The 18,287-nt window shown below is 42.6% G+C and carries 11 protein-coding genes; 9 read left to right on the top strand and 2 right to left on the bottom strand.

Going from position 1 to position 18,287, the window contains the following annotated elements; all coding sequences use genetic code 11:
• The first annotated feature begins 8 nt into the window (after nt 1-8).
• Nucleotides 9-2,000 carry a RagB/SusD family nutrient uptake outer membrane protein gene (locus HX021_RS06620; protein WP_286589362.1) on the top strand — a complete coding sequence of 664 codons (1,992 nt, stop codon included), beginning with the start codon at nt 9-11 and terminating at the stop codon, nt 1,998-2,000.
• 99 nt (nt 2,001-2,099) lie between these two features.
• Here HX021_RS06620 and HX021_RS06615 read toward each other — a convergent pair whose 3' ends face one another.
• Both HX021_RS06615 and HX021_RS06610 read right to left on the bottom strand, forming a co-directional pair.
• Nucleotides 2,100-3,632 carry a sulfatase family protein gene (locus HX021_RS06615; protein ID WP_286589361.1) on the bottom strand — a complete coding sequence of 511 codons (1,533 nt, stop codon included), beginning with the start codon at nt 3,630-3,632 and terminating at the stop codon, nt 2,100-2,102.
• 63 nt (nt 3,633-3,695) lie between these two features.
• Nucleotides 3,696-4,436: a FadR/GntR family transcriptional regulator gene (locus tag HX021_RS06610; RefSeq protein ID WP_286589360.1), complete on the bottom strand. Its 741-nt coding sequence runs from the start codon at nt 4,434-4,436 to the stop codon at nt 3,696-3,698.
• Between the two features lie 147 nt (nt 4,437-4,583).
• On the opposite strand from HX021_RS06610, the gene HX021_RS06605 reads away from it, so the two are divergent.
• The 8 genes from HX021_RS06605 to HX021_RS06570 all read left to right on the top strand — a co-directional run bounded on the left by HX021_RS06605 (nt 4,584) and on the right by HX021_RS06570 (nt 18,273).
• Nucleotides 4,584-7,883 (top strand): SusC/RagA family TonB-linked outer membrane protein, encoded by a 3,300-nt coding sequence (locus tag HX021_RS06605; RefSeq protein WP_286589359.1) that lies wholly within the window; start codon nt 4,584-4,586, stop codon nt 7,881-7,883.
• A gap of 15 nt (nt 7,884-7,898) precedes the next feature.
• Nucleotides 7,899-9,437 (top strand): SusD family outer membrane lipoprotein NanU, encoded by a 1,539-nt coding sequence (gene nanU / locus HX021_RS06600; protein ID WP_286589358.1) that lies wholly within the window; start codon nt 7,899-7,901, stop codon nt 9,435-9,437.
• A 38-nt stretch (nt 9,438-9,475) separates the two neighbouring features.
• Nucleotides 9,476-10,396, top strand: a complete 921-nt coding sequence (locus tag HX021_RS06595; protein ID WP_286589357.1) for a dihydrodipicolinate synthase family protein — start codon at nt 9,476-9,478, stop codon at nt 10,394-10,396.
• Nucleotides 10,397-10,488: 92 nt separating this feature from the next.
• Nucleotides 10,489-11,625, top strand: coding sequence for a hypothetical protein (locus tag HX021_RS06590; RefSeq protein WP_286589356.1), 1,137 nt, complete (start codon nt 10,489-10,491; stop codon nt 11,623-11,625).
• Nucleotides 11,626-11,677: 52 nt separating this feature from the next.
• Nucleotides 11,678-12,913 (top strand): MFS transporter, encoded by a 1,236-nt coding sequence (locus HX021_RS06585; RefSeq protein ID WP_286589355.1) that lies wholly within the window; start codon nt 11,678-11,680, stop codon nt 12,911-12,913.
• A gap of 28 nt (nt 12,914-12,941) precedes the next feature.
• Complete coding sequence (locus HX021_RS06580; protein ID WP_286589354.1) at nt 12,942-15,053, top strand: GDSL-type esterase/lipase family protein; 2,112 nt, start codon at nt 12,942-12,944, stop codon at nt 15,051-15,053.
• A gap of 31 nt (nt 15,054-15,084) precedes the next feature.
• Nucleotides 15,085-16,284: an AGE family epimerase/isomerase gene (locus HX021_RS06575; protein WP_286589353.1), complete on the top strand. Its 1,200-nt coding sequence runs from the start codon at nt 15,085-15,087 to the stop codon at nt 16,282-16,284.
• A gap of 6 nt (nt 16,285-16,290) precedes the next feature.
• Nucleotides 16,291-18,273: a family 20 glycosylhydrolase gene (locus HX021_RS06570; RefSeq protein WP_286589352.1), complete on the top strand. Its 1,983-nt coding sequence runs from the start codon at nt 16,291-16,293 to the stop codon at nt 18,271-18,273.
• The last annotated feature ends 14 nt before the right edge of the window (nt 18,274-18,287 follow it).

Genomic DNA, 18,287 nt, shown 5'->3' with positions numbered 1-18,287 from the left:
AGATAGAGATGAAAACGACATACTATTTTTCGACAATCATTTGGGGGTTGTCGCTAACACTTATTCTAACGCTGAATTCCTGCAATAAGTATTTGGACAGAGAGCCTTTGTCTAATGTGACACCAAAAGAATATTTAAACACTGAAGCAGACTTAGCAGCCTATACCGTTGGTCGGTATAACTTTCCATCACACGCTGGTTGGGGACTGGGTATCTTTGCTAATGATAACGGTACCGATAATCAGGTGACTTCGGGGTATTCCACACGTTGGGTTCCCGGAGAATGGCGAGTGCCAAGTTCGGGGGGAGAGTGGGATTTTACTCAGATTAGGCAGTTAAACTATTTTCTCGAACAAGTACTTCCCAAATGGAAGGATGGCAAATTAACTGGAAATTCGGCAAATATAAACCATTACGTGGGTGAAGCCTATTTTTTGCGAGCGTATGAATATTTCAATAAAGTACAGTCACTAGGTGATTTTCCAATTGTTAAACATACACTGAAAGATCATATGGAAGAGCTGAGGGCTGCTTCAATTCGTCAACCTAGGAATATGGTAGTTAGATTTATCCTTTCAGATTTAGATTCCGCGATTACGCTATTGAATGATGTTGCCCCAGACGGGAAAAATCGTATTTCAAAAAAGGCCGCATTACTTTTCAAATCGCGAGTAGGGCTATTTGAAGGCTCTTGGTTAAAATATCATAAAGGAACAGCGTTTGTTCCTGGAGGAGCTGGCTGGCCGGGTGCAAAATCACATCCAAATTTTTCGATCAATATCGATAGTGAGATCAGTTATTTTTTAGAACAATCGATGATGGCAGCAGTTCAAGTGGCTGATGCTGTGGAGCTTGTTGGAAACACAAAGGACGACGGTTATAATTCATCTTCTAATCCCTATTTCAAAATGTTTGGGGACGAAAATCTAAATGGTTACAACGAAGTACTTTTATGGCGGAGCTACTCACTACCCTTAGGGATTACACATGCTGTAAATCATTACATGAATCGTAATGGTGGCAATTCTGGTTATTCAAGAGGTCTTGTGGAAAATTTTACAATGAAAAATGGGTTGCCTATTTATGCTTCAAACTCTGGGTATGCAGGTGATGATTCAATTAGCCTCGTCAAAAAAAATCGGGATAATCGCCTACAGCTATTTATGAAAGCCCCTGGAGAATTGAGTTATACCAACCAGACTTCAACAACAGGTAGCGTGCAGACAGAGCCGCGACCTGATATTATCGGCTTGGCAGAAACACGGTATGTGACCGGTTACGCTTTAAAAAAAGGAATGAGTTATCTTTTTTCCCAAGCTGAGGGGCAAACGGGTACCACAGGCTCGATTGTATTTCGTGCCGTAGAAGCCTATCTAAACTATATTGAAGCGAGTTATCTTGCAAAGGGAATGATAGACGCAAAAGCCACTAGCTACTGGACAAAAATCCGAGAAAGAGCAGGTGTAAATACCGATTTTATGATAACTGTGAATGCGACGGACATGCAAAAGGAAGCTAAAGGAGACTTCGCTGCATATTCAGCAGGACGATTACTTTCCGACAAAATCCTTTATAATATCAGAAGGGAGCGCCGTTTGGAGCTGATTGCGGAGGGTTTTAGATTTAATGATCTCAAGCGTTGGCGAGCACTGGATCAATTGACAAGTAATCCATACATTATCGAGGGAATGAAGCTTTGGGGGCCTATGCAAGACTGGTATAAGCAAGGAGGAAATACTACTCTAATCGTTCCAGGCACTGCAGGGAAAACCGCAAATGTGTCTTCACCACAGGAAAGTCAATATTTAAGACCCTATCGGATTAATCTTTCGGCTAATAATCTTGTTTTAAATGGCTATAGCTGGACAAGTGCCCATTATTTGTCACCGATCGCTATAAGTCATTTGAGCATAACGTCGACGGATGGAAATCCGAGTGGTTCGATGATCTATCAAAATCCTAATTGGCCTTTGGTTGCTAATCAGGGGGCTAACCCCTAATTGTTGAAGCAGTTGTGAGACATCTTATCCCCGTTAAAAGAGTGGTGGTTTGCTTATAAACGACTGCGGGTATCCATTAAATCGGATACCCGCAGTTTGTTAATGGTCTATATTGACTTTATAAATAGCCTCTGCCTCTTTGTCATCAAATTTGCGCATTTGATTGACAAGTTTCTTTTTCATCATGTTGACCACGCTCCGGTAAGAGGGATCCTTGTATACATTATGAAGCTCATTTGGATCTTTTTCAAGATCAAAAAGTTCCCAATTTTCCACGCGTTTATAATAACGGATCAATTTATAACGGTCATCTCGGACCCCAAAATGTGGACTCACGGCATGTTCTCCATTTTCAAAGTAATGATAAAATAAATCTTTGCGATGTTCTTCTTTATTATTTTTCAGTACATGAACAAAAGATTCTCCTTGCATATCTTTAGGTTTCTTGACTGAGGCAAGCTCAAGCAAGGTAGGTGCAATATCGGCATTAACGATTTTAGCATCAATGGTTGAATGTGCCTGTAATAAGGCTGGGTAACGCATGACCATAGGTGTGCGAAAGGATTCCTCATACATCCAGCGCTTGTCAAACCAGCCGTGTTCGCCCATATAAAAACCTTGATCCGATAGATAAATAACGATTGTATTTTCGCTGAGGGATTTATGATCCAGATAATCTAATACCTTACCGATGTTTCGGTCCATTGATTGAGCCGTATTAAGATAATCGATCATATACCGTTTGAATTTCCATTCGGCTAGCTGTTTACCTGTCAATTTACCTTGTTTTAATTGTTCGTAAATTGGGCGGTAATAGGCAATATAGCTATCTTTTTGAGCTTGGTTCATCCGTTTGAAATTGCCATCCGCCATCATATCTTCTAATGATTTGAACATCTTAAGGTCATAGCCCATCTGCATATCTTTATCAATTGACATTTCTTGCAAGGTTGCCGCTTCTCTACTTTGGTAATTGTCGTAGAAGGTTTTGGGTAACGTAAAATTGACAGTATCATAAGTGCCAAAGTCTTTTGGATCGGGCATCCATGTCCGGTGAGTAGCCTTGTGGCCGATGACTAAGCAAAAAGGTTTATTGGCATCGACTGTATCGAGCCAATTTATCGCTTTCTCGGTGACGATATCAGATACGTAACCTTCGGTACGTTTACGTCCCTGCTTGCTAATAAAATCCGGATTGAAATAGGTTCCCTGTCCAACCAGAATATCGTAGTAATTGAAGCCCTGTAATTTGTCACCCAAATGAATCTTACCCACCCAGGCGGTATTGTAGCCCACATTTTGCAACTGCTTGACAAAAAGGTCCTGGCTATAGTCAAATGCAGAAGTTTCATTATCCTTAAATCCATTTTTATGACTGTACTTGCCGGTCAACAAAGTGGCTCGCGCTGGACCACATATGGAATTGTTGACAAAAGCATTTTTAAATATGGCTCCTTGAGCAGCAATGCGATCAATCTGTGGGGTCTTGCCATATGGTGAACCATAGGCTCCAATGGTCTGATAGGCATGATCATCCGAAATAATAATGACAATGTTAGGTTTTTTCTGTGCAGAAGCAGGTTTAAATAGCGGCAGTGCAAGCAATACGAATAAGAGAGTTTTTAGTTTCATTGTACATTCTGTTTAAAATTGATCGTTGTTTTTTTTGGGGGGAAGGGAGCTGATTTTACGCTTTTACTGCCGACTTACATCAGCCGATTTCTTATACGAAAAGAGCCTTTGATAATGATTATCAAGATGCTTCCGCATAGCATTCCTAAAAACTTCCGCATTCCCCACCTTTAATATATCCACTAATCCACGGTGTGATATGAAACTTTTTGATGCGCTAGAACTGGTCAATAGACCACTGCTATGAACATACTGAAAAACAGGTAAGAGCATATGCTGGAAGTCTTTGAGGATCGTGTTGCCGGTTATTTCATAAAGTTTACCGTGAAAGGAAATTTCAGTTTCAATGTCAAAAATTGTATTATCTGCATCCAATGGTTCCTTTGCAACGATCGCTTCCAATTCTTCAATATCTTTTTCCTGTATATGTTCGAATAGAATATCAGCCATACCCACTTCCAAAATCATACGCATTTCAAATAGATCTTGTAAAGTCTTGTTTTCCATGATGGTTGGATAAAGTGATTTGCGCAGCGGTTTGATAAGATCAGGACTTGTAAGAACAGCTCCGCGATGTTTTTTTGATTCAATCAATCCTATCATACGCAATCTTAGCATGGCCTCCCGAACAACTGTACGGCTAACGCCAAGCGTTTCAGCTAATTCAATTTCCTTAGGTAATGCATCCCCAACTTTTAAACCTTGATTGACAAAGAGGTTGATGATTTCTTTTTCTGCACGATCTACTAATGAAGAGGTATCAATTGTATTCAGATGTTCTATGAGCGAAGATTTCGATTCCATATATATTACATATAGCGCATTAGGCGCGTTAAGACAAAGATAATTAATTAAAATCAACAATATGTTATACATAATGTAATTTATATTTGTTTTTTACATTCTATATTTTATATATTTGTCATTATGTAATACTTAATACAAACCAATATGTATTCAAACCTAAAATTACGAACTCTTCTCACCTTGTCTTTATTGACCGGCAATATGCTGTTGGCTCAAGCACAAGACCATGCAGTGCGAGGAAAAATTAGCGATGCAAAGACTGGCGAATTACTTAGTAATGCCACGGTAAAGGTCAAAGGATCCAACCAATCTTTGCAGGCAAGTGCTGATGGAACGTTCTCGATCAGTACCAATCCCAATACTATTTTAATTATCACGTCTACAGGATATAGGCCGTATGAAGTAAAAGTTGGGCAATTAAATCAATTGGATATCAGACTTGAGTCCAGGGTTGAGCAAATGGATGAGGTTGTGGTAGTGGGGTATGGAACGCAAAATAGGAGAAGTGTAACTGGCTCCATCTCCAAGGTGGATAAAACTGTTCTACAAAATACACCCCGTTCTAATGTTGCTACAGCCTTACAGGGAACTGTACCTGGACTGCAGGTGGTGAACAAATCGGGTACACCCGGTGCAGCACCTATGTTAAAATTGCGCGGTGGGGCATCAATTAAAAGTTCCAGCCCCCCATTGGTGGTAATAGACGGTGTCATTCGCGATATGAATGACGTGAGTTCGGATAATATTGAATCCATAGAACTGCTAAAAGATGCTTCTGCAACGGCCATATATGGAGCCCGTGCAAATAATGGTGTCGTTTTGATCACAACGAAAACCGGTAAGTCGGGAGTGTCAAATATATCCTATAAATTCACAGGAGGCTTTAACCAGCGTCGGGATGGATATCGTTACATGAACGCCGGGGACTACATTTATTATACACGCTTGGGGTATTTAAATGCGGGTAAAACGATTGAGACAGCAAATGGTGCCAGGGGATTGGGATTATTGACTGACAATGCCAATTTATCATCGTTCGATATCCGTCGTTACACATCTGACCTGGATCCATTATTAGCTAAAGGCTGGCAACTGGTCGAAGATCCCTATGGTGGCCAAATAATCTATAAAGACCATTCAGGCGAGATTGAGGATATCTTATTTCGGAATACCTATACAAAGGATCACTATGTGAATGTATCCGGCGGTAACGATCGTGGAAAATATTTCGCAGCATTTGATGCATATGATGAAAATGGTATTATCGTTGGCTCTAAGTATAAAAGATATACGGCCGACCTCAATGGGTCATATAAGTTGAAACCTAATCTGGAGGTTACTACATCCGTGAATCTGTCAACGGCTTCTCAATATGGGGTTGGTGGATCTGAAGTAAGTGCATTATATCGGAATTTGGCTATTTGGCCTACATTTAATCCCTGGGTTGATGAAGCCAAAACAAGACCTAACCCTGGTAATGGCATCAATGACGGCAATCCATTGTATTGGTTGAGCCGTATGGAAAGAAACAATGAAACGAATCGCATTGTCCTAAATGGTTCCCTAAAATGGGATATCATTCCTGGTCTATATCTCAAAGTTTCAGGAAATGCCTATATGAAAGAAGTGTTAAACGAGTTCTTTCAAAAATCTACCCAAACATATGCCAATGTATTTTCCAATCCAGAGACTATAGGTAGTACTTCTAGGGATGCCTATCGCAATATCAATCGCGATTTTCAGACACAGTTCAACGGTATTTTAAATTATACCAAGACATTCGGCGAGAAGCATAACCTGAATGCCATGTTGGGGGCAGAGTATTTTAACACGAAAACTGATTATATGCAAGTGTATGGGAAAAATGCGCCTACAGACGATATACCGACCGTCAATGCATCGACTGTTTTCGTAGCGGGTGATAATACCTCCTCCAAATCTGAATATAGAATTATTTCTTCCATGGGACGCTTGGCTTATGATTATGATGGGAAATATTTGTTAAATGCCGTATACCGTCTGGATGGTGTGTCGAGTTTAGCAGATGGCCATCGGTGGGGCTTTTTTCCAGGCCTTTCCGCTGGTTGGAATGTGCATCAAGAAGCATTTTTTAAAGACACCAAATTGGCACAGTATATTTCAACCTTGAAGCCTAGACTCAGCTATGGAGAAAATGGAAATATAAACGGGCTGGGGCGATATGAAGTCCAGGGGACGTATTCCTTGCAAACCAATTACAATGGGATAGCTGGTTATCTAAATACACAGCCCGTCAATGGAAATTTGGTTTGGGAAACGAGTAAAACTACAGGTATAGGTTTGGACCTGGGATTATGGCAAGACCGCGTGACCTTACTATTCGATTATTATGATAGAAAAACTAAAAATCTTTTAACAGATCTAACGCTGCCTAGTTATATAGGTTTTTCATCCATAAATACCAATTTAGGTACCTTGCAAAACAAGGGATTGGAGTTTGGTCTTCAGGCCCGTGTACTTAGAAATCCAGATGGGATTAATTTGAATATTGGGGCCAATGCCGCATTTGTTAAAAACAAGATACTGGAATTACCGAATAATGGTAATGAGAACAACCGTCAAGGCGGGTTACAGATATTTGATCCAGCTTCAGGTCAGGTAAGATGGGTAGGTGGGTATCAAGAGGGGCAAGCCCTGGGTGATATCTACGCCTACAGACAGATGTCGATATTTAAAGATGATGCTGAGGTAATGGCAATTGCTGGAAATCGGACAGATAATATCGCTGGAATTACCGGGCCGAACCTTCCTGCTGGAAAAAATGGAAGAATTACACCTGGAGACGTCAACTGGCTGGATGTGGATGGCAATGATATTATTGATTCACGCGACCAAGTTTATATGGGCAATATTAACCCGAAATGGACGGGTGGTTTTACGACTAATTTAAGTTATAAGAATCTGAGTCTTTTTTCAAATTGGGAATTTGCGCTTGGTCATACTATTTATAATGACCTTGTCGCAAGGACCTTAGGTAATTATCAAGGTACGTTCAATTATATTGAGTTGCAAAAGCAGGCTTGGTCACCTTCCAATACTGTAACGGACATTCCAAAGGTATATTTCGCTGATCAGGTCGGCGGATCCAAACAGAATTATACACGTGGCAATAATGCCAATGCGGTATTGAATAGCAACAATTCGAGATTTTATGAAAAAGGGGATTATTTGGCCCTCCGTGAGCTGACCCTTTCGTATGATATGCCCAAGTCATTACTGGAAAAATCGCGGGTATTTTCACATGCACGTATTTATTTTACCGGATCTAACCTGTTTTACATCACAAAATTCTCGGGACCATCACCTGAGCCACCGGTAGCTGGGAATAATTTGGTTACAGGCATATATTTAGGGACTTATCCTACACCAAGATCATATGTCCTGGGTGTTCAACTATCCTTTTAATCTTAAACTTTGAAAATGATGAAAATCAATATAAAAACGCTGAGCTTGGCAACGCTATTGGGCCTGGGCCTTTTAAGTTCTTGCAATAAAAATCTGGAGCTAAATCCTGTAAGTACCATTAGTGACGGGAATTATTGGAAGACAGCAGATCAGTTTGACTCTTTTGTGAGTGGTTTACACGCCAGATTTAGGAGCCATGAACGCGCATTTGTCCTTTTGGGTGAATACCAGGGCGAGGTCTTTGGAAACGACCCCGGAACGACATCATCTTTTACAGGCGAAGCTCCCCAGGGGCTGGAAAGAATGTGGAATCATAATTTGGATCTTGATAACCCTGGGGTGAGCAACTTTGGTTCGTTTTACGAGAATATTAATCAGATAAATTTGTTAATCAGTAAACTGAATACGACTGATGTCGTGACTGCTCAAAATAAAGGTTATTATTTGGGGATTGCCTACGGAATGCGGGCATTTTATTATTTTCAGTTGTATCGCTCCTGGGGGGATGCTGTGCTGCAGACAGAACCTGTTGGAAACATTGATATTACCAGCCTTGCCAAAGCAGCTTCACCAGCTTCGGATGTACTGGCACTCGTTGTTGCGGATCTTGAAAACTCGTTGACTTCCTTCGGATCGGATTATTCTGTAAAAAATACCAAATCGTACTGGTCAAAAGCAGCAACATTAATGCTCAAAGCAGAGGTGAATCTTTGGAATGCACATAGAGGCGGGGGGAAAGATGCTGCTTTAACAGCCAAAAATGCTTTATCGGAAATCAAGTCAAATCTCACACTGTCACTGCAACCAGATTTTTCCAGTCTATTTTCTTCAACCAATCGCGGTAATAGTGAAATGATTTTTGTCACCCGCCATCAGTTAAATGAAGCTACCTTAGGTTTTATATCCGATTTTGTTCCACAATCGGGGCTTATCGCCAATTATTATGATTCGCTTTCCAACAGAAAATTCAGCGTAACAGCCGAAAATTATGGCGGAATACTACGTGCACCGACACGCATCCGTTCGTATCGGGACTATAGCGATTTGGATCAACGTAAAAATATATCCATTCAAGCGGCATACTCAAAAGATGCTACCGGAAAGTTCAGCATGGCTGGTTGTTTCCTGAAAAAATATCAGGGAGAACAAAATGCAGGATCCCGGGCATTTACGAATGATTTTCCGATCTATCGCTATGCAGATTTACTTTTGCTGTTAGCTGAAGCTAAAGTGATACTCGGTGAAGATCCCAAAGAAGAAATAAATTTGGTTAGAGCGAGGGCATATGGCAGTAATTACAACGAAGGTACGCTAGGCTTTCCAAATCAGACCATGGACGCCGATCCTATGGAGGCCATTTTGAAAGAACGCAAATTGGAATTTATTGGCGAGGGCAAATATTGGTACGATTTGAGAAGAATGGGAGATAACTTTGTTTATAAATATACTTCATTGCCAGTAGCCGAATCATTTCGTCTTTTATGGCCGATTAATAGAGATGCGTTGACAAATAACCGTCTGCTGGTGCAAACAAAGGGTTATGCTTCGTTTTAGTTATTCTTGAAAAATAAAATCATATTAAATATACTATCATGCTAAATCAAAAAATCTCAGGATTAATTGCGGCGCCTTTTACACCCTTTGATGAAAACGGAGAATTGAATCTTGAGCTGATTCCGCAGTACTATGCCATGTTAAAACGCAATCGGGTGACTGGTGCTTTTATCTGCGGCTCAACAGGAGAAGGGGTATCATTGACTTTTGATGAAAAAGTTGCAGTGATGACAGCCTGGGCCACATTGACAAAGGGGGATGCTGCATTTACACTCATGATGCTTTTAGGGGGAACGAACATCAAAGAATGTCAACAACTGGCTAGGCAGGCTGAGCAAGTCGGGGTAGATGCCGTTTCATTTACCTCACCATCATATTTTAAACCTGCCAACGTGGATCAGCTGGCAAAGTGCTGTGTCGAAATTGCAAGTGCAGCTCCGAATACGGCTTTCTATTATTACCATATTCCTGTATTGACCGGTGGAAATTTCCAGATGATCGACTTGTTGAAGAAGGTGGATGGCATAATACCCAATTTTAAGGGAATCAAATACACACACGAAGACTTTATGGATTTTCTAAGCTGTATGAATTACGCCGATCACAAGTATGATATGTTATGGGGAAGGGATGAGAATATGCTGTCAGCCTTGGTTTTAGGTACCAAAGGAGCTGTTGGAAGTACCTATAACTACGCCGCACCTTTGTATCTTGCGCTCATAGATGCTTATGAAAGGGGAGATCTTGAAAAAGCGAATGCATTGCAGCAGCAATCTATCGACATGATCACATTGCTTGGGAAGTATGGTGGTATTTCGGTGGGGAAAGCTTATATGAAATTAATTGATCTTGATTGTGGAGAGTTTAGGCTACCTGTGAAAAACATGTCGGCGGAGCAATTTGAGCTCTTTCAGAAAGATGTGAACAAACTGAGTTTTCAGACGTTTTGTGCACAGTAATATCGATTTCCATCGCGCTATGGGCATCCTGTATGCTTATGGCGAGATGGAGATTACAGGGGTGACTGTAGGAGGTTCAAGAATAAATAGATATGACAAAACAACATTGGATGGGAATTATCGTGGGAATACTGTTTACAGGTGCTGTTAATGCACAGGTTGGTCGATTGGCATGGCATAAGACCATTACCTTGCCATCCATGCAGCATGGAAAGGCACATATTGGCCTCGCGGGGCCTATTGCTGGTATTGCTGGCGATTGTCTCCTGATTGCTGGTGGGGCAAATTTTCCGGATTTACCACCTTGGGAAGGTGGGGCGAAAAAGATCCAAAAAGAGGTCTTTATTTACAGAAAAGAAGGGGCGGGGCTGAGCTTGACAGCCCAGGATAGCCTTGCTGAGGCAGTTGCATACGCTGCCAGCCTGAGCCTACCCAATGGTCTGCTGGTTATCGGAGGAGAGACTCCTGATGGAAAAACTGCTGCCTGTAGACTGTTTAAATATGAAGCCCATACCAAGAAAATTGCGGTGTCAGACTTTCCTGACCTACCATTTCCGCTGGCCAATATGGGGGCGGTAGTTCATGGCAATAAACTTTTCGTTGCCGGTGGTGAGGGGCAGGATACTGTATCCGACCAAGTGCTACAATTGGATCTGGCGCATCTTGAAAAAGGATGGACCTCTGTGGGAAAATTACCTTATGCAGTTTCACATGTACAATTGTTGGCTGATAATCACGATCTTTATCTACTTGGTGGAAGAAAAGCTTATCCGGATAGCCCCTCAACGTTGTATCATGAATTATGGCGCTCAAGCGATGGCGGTAGCACCTGGTCCAAACGGGCGGACATTCCCTTTCCCGCCGCGGCAGGAACAGCTTGTGTATTGCCCGACAAAGGAATATGGTTGTTGAGTGCAGACCAGGGTAATACCTTCCATCAGGTGGAAGCGCTGATCTTTGATGCTAAAAAGGAATCACATCCATCTCAGCGACAGAAACTCATTGATGCTAAAAATCAACTGCAGATCAATCATCCCGGTTTCGGCAGAGCAGTATGGCGTTATGATTTGAAATCGAGCGAATGGAAACAGATGGACGATCTACCCTCGGACGGACCAGTGACCACGACCGCGGTAGTCTGGGATGATCTGATCATTCTGCCCAGTGGCGAAATTAAGGCTGGCGTTCGCAGCCCACAGATCTTGGTGGCTACATTTAATGAGCAATAGGATTTAAAAAGTAAGACATAAAAAACTCAATATAAACCCGATAAAGCTTGAAATGATCTCTTCTTTACGATATAAACCTTTTTACCCCTGGCTCGTTGTAGCCCTCCTTTGGGGAGTAGCACTCCTCAATTATATGGACCGGCAGATGCTGTCAACCATGCGCGAAGCCATGCAGGTCGATATTCCACAATTGCAAAGTGCTGAGACTTTTGGTGTATTGATGGCCGTTTTTCTTTACATCTATGGTATTATGAGCCCCATAGCAGGTATCGTTGCCGATCGTAGCAACCGAAAGTGGCTGATCGTAGGCAGTCTTTTTGTGTGGTCGGCCGTAACTTATGGCATGGGGATGGCGCAGGATTATTCAGTACTATTGGTTTTGCGGGCAATTATGGGATTTAGTGAAGCACTATATATTCCGACGGCCCTTTCCTTGATCGCCGATTATCATACTGGAAAAAATCGATCCTTGGCCATTGGCCTACATATGACCGGGCTCTATACAGGTCAGGCCCTGGGTGGTTTTGGTGCCACGTTGGCTGCTTCAAAAGGATGGCATACTGCATTTCATTGGTTTGGAATTATCGGCATATGTTATGCAGTCCTCCTTGCGGTCTTGCTTGTGGAGAAAAAACACGAGCCATCAATTGAAGAGCGCAGTTCGGATGGTCAATTGTCTCTTCCCAAAAGTCTATTGCTGCTATTTTCCAATGTGGCGTTCTGGATTCTGTTGTTTTATTTTGCGGCTCCGAGTTTACCCGGCTGGGCCATCAAAAATTGGTTGCCAACACTATTTGCGGATAGTCTGCATATTCCAATGGCCCAAGCAGGCCCCTTGTCTACGATCACCATCGCGATTTCCTCCTTTATCGGGGTTATTGCCGGAGGAATACTCAGCGACAAGTGGGTACAAAAACATATCCGTGGCCGCATCTATATCAGTGCAATTGGCCTTGGACTGACCATACCGGCTTTATTGTTTTTAGGATTAGGCCAGACTTTACCTTCAGTTGTGGGAGCAGCGGTCTGTTTTGGTATTGGCTTTGGCATCTTCGATGCGAACAATATGCCTATTCTCTGTCAGGTTGTTCCCAAAAAATTGCGGGCCACCGCATATGGATTTATGAATATGGTAGGCGTGTTTGCTGGGGCTGTTATCACACAGTGGCTAGGCAAATTTAAGGATGAAGGCCATTTTGGATTAGGCTTTGCATTATTGGGGGCTGCGGTACTGTTAGCGTTACTCTCGCAACTCCTGTTTCTCAAACCAAAAACAGCTGATAAGTAATTGGTTATATATTCTGAATAAACAGATCATGAAAATAAAATCCTTAATCCGAACGATGGGTAACTATAGCTCCAAAAAAGCAGGTCTACTTGTATGTTTGATGGTTTCCATCTCGATTGCCTTTGGGCAATCCCGAACAAAAGTAGCCTGTATCGGTAACTCCGTCACCTTTGGTTATGGCCTCGCCAGTCCTGTCCAGGATTCTTATCCGGGCCAGCTTCAAGCCTTGCTGGGCCAGCGGTTTGAAGTACGGAATTTTGGACATTCAGGGGCTACACTCTTACGTAAGGGTCATAACCCCTATTATCAAACTGAAGAATACAGGAAGGCGCTGGATTTTAGACCAGATATAGCCATTATACATCTGGGGCTCAATGATACCGATCCGCGGAACTGGCCAAATTATAAGCATTTCTTTGCATCAGATTATGCGACTTTGATAGATTCCATACGATCCGTCAATCCCAATGTACAGATTTACATCTGTCGGTTGACTCCTATTTTCAGTGGTCATCCGCGCTTCTTGTCGGGGACACGTGATTGGTATGATCAAATTCAGCTGCTCATACCCAAGATAGCAGAAAACAACCAAGTTAGACTGATCGATCTGAATAGCCCACTGCAATACCGGATTGATCTTTTTGACGACTATTTACATCCCGATAGGCAGGGAGCAGCATTGATTGCTGAACAGGTCGCCAATGCTTTGGTACCTGTCACCCAAGATTTGCAAGTGGCCGAAACAATCGGTTCAGATATGGTGCTCCAGCGCAATTGGGAAAATAGTATCCATGGCAAGGGTACTGCGACCGCTGAGATCAGCCTTGTCTTTAATAAGAAGCACTATAAGAGCAATGTCAATCTAGATGGCTCCTGGGAAATAAAGTTGCCCAAAATGGAGGCCGGAGGACCTTATGACATCCTAGTGAGTTCGGGCAGGCAGAAGATCATGTTGAAAAATATTCTTTTTGGGGATGTATACCTTGCTGCTGGGCAATCGAATATGGCTTTTCAACTTCGTGGAGCCCTAAAAAGTGATTCATTGATCAAAAATGCAGGTATCCTTCCTAATCTGCGCCTTTTTAAATGTCACAATCTCGTGGAGACCAATGCTGTTGCATGGGATACGGTGACCTTAAAAAAAGTGAACGATCTGGCGTATTTCAGCGGCGTCTGGAGGCAAGCTAGCGGGGATGAAGCAGCACAATTCTCAGCAGTAGCCTATTCATTTGCTGCACAGATCGCCAAAGAAGAGCATATTCCCATTGGCATTATTGACCTTTCAGTTGGCGGCTCCAATACAGAGTCATGGATAGACCGAAAATCATTAGAAAGCGATGATTTGCTGGCCTCTTATATTCATAATTGGCAAAAATCAGATTTCCTGCAGGAATTCTGCCGGGAGCGCGCCAGTCAAAATCTGGCCATTTCGAAAGTGAAAAATCAACGCCATCCCTATCAGCCAGCCTACAATTTTGAAGCAGGTGTCAGCAAATGGTTGCGCACCGGATTGAAAGGTATCCTATGGTATCAGGGTGAGAGCAATGCCCATAACATCGAACTTCACGAACATCTTTTTACAACGTTGGTTTCTTCCTGGCGGAAGAGTTTCCATCAAGATTTGCCTTTTTTCTTCGTTCAGCTCTCCAGTATAGACCGGCCTTCATGGGGAGATTTTAGAAACTCACAGCGCTTATTAGAGAAAAGCATTGCAGGTACATATATGGCCGTATCGCTCGATGTAGGAGATTCTCTGGATGTACACCCCCGTGAGAAGATGGTTGTAGGACGGCGTTTGGCAAATTTAGTGCGTAAACATTTGTATGGAGCTGAATTGAATGCAGACCATCCTGATCCGGTCAGGTATACGTTTCAAGGTGATAAGCTGTTATTGACATTTGATCACTGTACAAAATTAAAAACCCCGGGGAATGTAGCTGTGAGAGGCTTTCAGCTGGTGGACCCTAAGGGCAGGATTTTCGATGTAAGCGCAAATATCCTGTCGGGTAATACTGTCCAAATCAATAAGCCGGATTTCAAAGTCACCAGCATCCTGTATGGATATGAACCCTTCAGCAGGGCAAATCTTCAAAATGAAATTGGAACACCCGTGTCCACCTTCGATTTGGCGATCAACTAAATAGAAATGAATTGATGCAAAAATTAGAAAGATGAAACAGATAAATAGCATAGATGCAGATTACTTGAACGAATTAGAAGTCTTTTATAGAGACCAGCTTTTAAAAGATACTGTACCATTTTGGTTTCCACGATCGATTGACCAAGAACATGGCGGCTACCTCTTCATGCGTGATCATGATGGAGCCCTGATTGATACAGATAAAGCGGTATGGATCCAGGGAAGGGCATGCTGGCTGCTGGCTACACTTTACAATACGGTTGAACAAAAAGAAGAATGGCTGGAAGGAGCCCGGATAGGCTATGAATTTTTGAAGAAACATTGTTTTGCTGCAAATGGCAAAATGTATTTTCATGTAGACCGTCTTGGAAATCCAATTCGTATGCGCCGTTATTTCTTTTCGGAAACATTTGCGGCAATTGCCTTTGCAGCCTATGCTAAGGCGACAGATGATGCCGATATAGCCGCAGAAGCGCGCGAGCTGTTTGGCGTTTGTCTGGCCTATGCACAGGGAGAAAGACTGGTGGACCCAAAATATGAACAGACCAGGCCAATGAAGGGCATCGGTGTTCCCATGATTATGATCAATACAGCACAGCAAATCCGTGACACCATTGGTGATCCGCGCTGTGATTTCGTTATCAGCGATTTTATTGCGCAGATTGAACGCGATTTTGTAAAAGATGACATCCGCTGTGTGATGGAGCAAGTTGGTCCTAAGGGCGAGATCATTGACCATATCGATGGCCGTACACTCAATCCTGGGCATGCTATCGAAGGAGCTTGGTTTATCCTGCATGAAGCAAAATATAGGGATAACGATCCGCAACTGATTGATCTTGGCTGTCGTATGCTCGATTATATGTGGGAACGTGGTTGGGATAAAGAATATGGCGGGATTCTATATTTTAGAGACGTTTATGGGAAACCAGTACAAGAATATTGGCAAGATATGAAGTTTTGGTGGCCGCAGAATGAAACGATTATAGCAACATTGCTCGCTTATGTGATGACAGGTAAGGAGAAATATAAAAGTTGGCATCAGCAGATCAATCAATATGCCTATGATCATTTTCATGATAAACTGAATGGTGAATGGTATGGTTATCTTCATCGCGACGGGAAGATTGCACAAACGGCAAAAGGAAATCTATTTAAAGGTCCATTCCATCTCCCTCGCCAAGAGTGGTATTGTATGCAAATATTAAAAGAATTTAACTCCGTTAGGTAGAAGGTTATGAGACGACTAGAAGCTGCTACACCCATCTTATTATTCACGCTGATTGTTATTATGCTAATCAGTCCTTTACGCTGTCTGTCAGATTCAATTAGACCATTGCTTCCTATGCCCCGTTCTGTAGCTTGGGAAACAGGGAGTTATCATATTCAGCCCCTTGTCCGTATACAGATCAAAGGAGAGCTGTCCAATTTTGATAGACAGACGCTGAGCGTCCTATTAAAAGATTGGAACGTAGTTAAGATAGAACATGACAGTCTAAAAAACAGTGATATCGCTATTGTTTGCGATGAGCAATCAGATCTACCATCGGCATCTTCAGCGGCTTACCGTATAGTCGTGGATAAGCAGGGCGTACGGATTGACGCGCGCACGAGTACCGGTATTTTCTACGCCTTACAAACTTTGCGGCAACTAGGAGGCCAGGATGGTCGGCTGCCATATTGCTCCATTACCGATTATCCTTCTTATCGCTGGCGTGGCTACCTGGTGGATGTGGGACGAAATTTTCAGTCCATGGATGTACTTAAAGAGCAGATCGATATCATGGCACAGTATAAACTGAATGTTTTTCATTTTCATTTCACGGAGGATATTGCTTGGCGGCTCGCCAGCAAGACATATCCCGGCCTGACCGATCCTTCCAACATGGAGCGCTGGCCGGGAAAATATTATACTGTCGAAGATATGCAGGAGCTGATCCACTATTGCCGCGATAGGCATATTCAGCTTGTACCCGAAATTGATATGCCCGGGCACTCAGCAGCATTTCGTCGATATTTTAAAACCGATATGCAGAGCGATAGTGGCGTGGCGATCATCCAGGAACTCGTGAAGGAATTTGCGGACACTTTCCCAGGTTTGCCCTATTTGCATATTGGCGGAGATGAGGTGAAAATTCACAATCAGCAATTTTTACCGCTTATGACAAAGTGGACAGAAGATTTAGGCATGAAGACCATTGGCTGGGAGCCCGGCGGTAATCTGCAGCCACAGACCATTCGCCAACTCTGGATGGGTGGACCACAGGCTATTACGGAAGATTCCTCTTTTGAAGTAATTGATTCAAAACACTTGTATATCAATCATATGGATCCTTTGGAAACAGTCACGACACTATTTTATCGGCAGTTGGGGGGACAGACAAAGGGCCATGAAAAGCTATTGGGAGCGACACTCTGTTCATGGCCGGACCGTGCAGTACAGCATGAACGTGATGTATTTCAGCAGAATGCGGTTTACCCAGCTTTATTGACATTTGCAGAACGCAGTTGGCTCGGAGGGGGAGATTTTGAATGGCGCAGTAATATCAAGGCCGATGCAAAGGGATTAGCTGAATTTGCTGAATTTGAAGGGCGTTTGCTTCAACATAAGCGATTGTATTTTAAAGATCTTATTTTTCCTTATCACCAGCAAAGTAAGCAAAAATGGACATTATACGGGCCTCTGGAAAATAAAGGCGATCTTGATATGACCTTAAACAATGAGGCGAATGGAAATTTTTCCGCTTTAAAAAAAATCGGAGAGTTTTATGGAGGCACCATCGTGCTACGCCATTGGTGGTCTGATGTTGTCAAAGGAGCGATTGACCGGCCGCTCGAAAACAGCACCATCTATGCCGTGAGCAAAGTATGGAGTGAAAAAGGAGGGAACCAAAGTTTTTGGATTGGCTTTAATGATCTTTCCCGTTCATATGCCAGTGATTCACCACATTTGGGAACCTGGGACGATCGAATGAGCAGACTTTGGGTCAATGCCCAAGAAGTGCTTCCTCCAGATTGGCAGCATGCAGGGCAAAAAGGAAATCTGGAAATCCCATTGATTGATGAGGGCTATAGCTATAGAAGCCCTACCATGGTTCAATTGCACAAGGGCTGGAATACCATTGTCGTAAAACTGCCTGTGGGAAAATTAAAAGGGAAAGACTGGCAAAATCCATTGAAATGGATGTTTACTTGTCTTCCCGTTGAAAAGGAGCAATAAATGCAGGTCAATTT

It is taken from the genome of Sphingobacterium sp. N143, assembly GCF_030325625.1.
Lineage (GTDB): Bacteria > Bacteroidota > Bacteroidia > Sphingobacteriales > Sphingobacteriaceae > Sphingobacterium.
Note: the sequence above shows the minus strand (reverse complement) of the source record. Positions and strands in the feature narration are given on the sequence as shown.

Excerpts from the sequence above, each read along its gene's own strand:
- HX021_RS06595 (WP_286589357.1), top strand. The coding sequence starts at position 9,476 with ATGCTAAATCAAAAAATCTCAGGATTAATTGCGGCGCCTTTTACACCC.
- HX021_RS06575 (WP_286589353.1), top strand. The coding sequence starts at position 15,085 with ATGAAACAGATAAATAGCATAGATGCAGATTACTTGAACGAATTAGAA.
- HX021_RS06605 (WP_286589359.1), top strand. The coding sequence starts at position 4,584 with ATGTATTCAAACCTAAAATTACGAACTCTTCTCACCTTGTCTTTATTG.
- nanU (WP_286589358.1), top strand. The coding sequence starts at position 7,899 with ATGATGAAAATCAATATAAAAACGCTGAGCTTGGCAACGCTATTGGGC.
- HX021_RS06585 (WP_286589355.1), top strand. The coding sequence starts at position 11,678 with ATGATCTCTTCTTTACGATATAAACCTTTTTACCCCTGGCTCGTTGTA.
- HX021_RS06610 (WP_286589360.1), bottom strand. The coding sequence starts at position 4,436 with ATGGAATCGAAATCTTCGCTCATAGAACATCTGAATACAATTGATACC.
- HX021_RS06580 (WP_286589354.1), top strand. The coding sequence starts at position 12,942 with ATGAAAATAAAATCCTTAATCCGAACGATGGGTAACTATAGCTCCAAA.
- HX021_RS06620 (WP_286589362.1), top strand. The coding sequence starts at position 9 with ATGAAAACGACATACTATTTTTCGACAATCATTTGGGGGTTGTCGCTA.
- HX021_RS06570 (WP_286589352.1), top strand. The coding sequence starts at position 16,291 with ATGAGACGACTAGAAGCTGCTACACCCATCTTATTATTCACGCTGATT.
- HX021_RS06615 (WP_286589361.1), bottom strand. The coding sequence starts at position 3,632 with ATGAAACTAAAAACTCTCTTATTCGTATTGCTTGCACTGCCGCTATTT.
- HX021_RS06590 (WP_286589356.1), top strand. The coding sequence starts at position 10,489 with ATGACAAAACAACATTGGATGGGAATTATCGTGGGAATACTGTTTACA.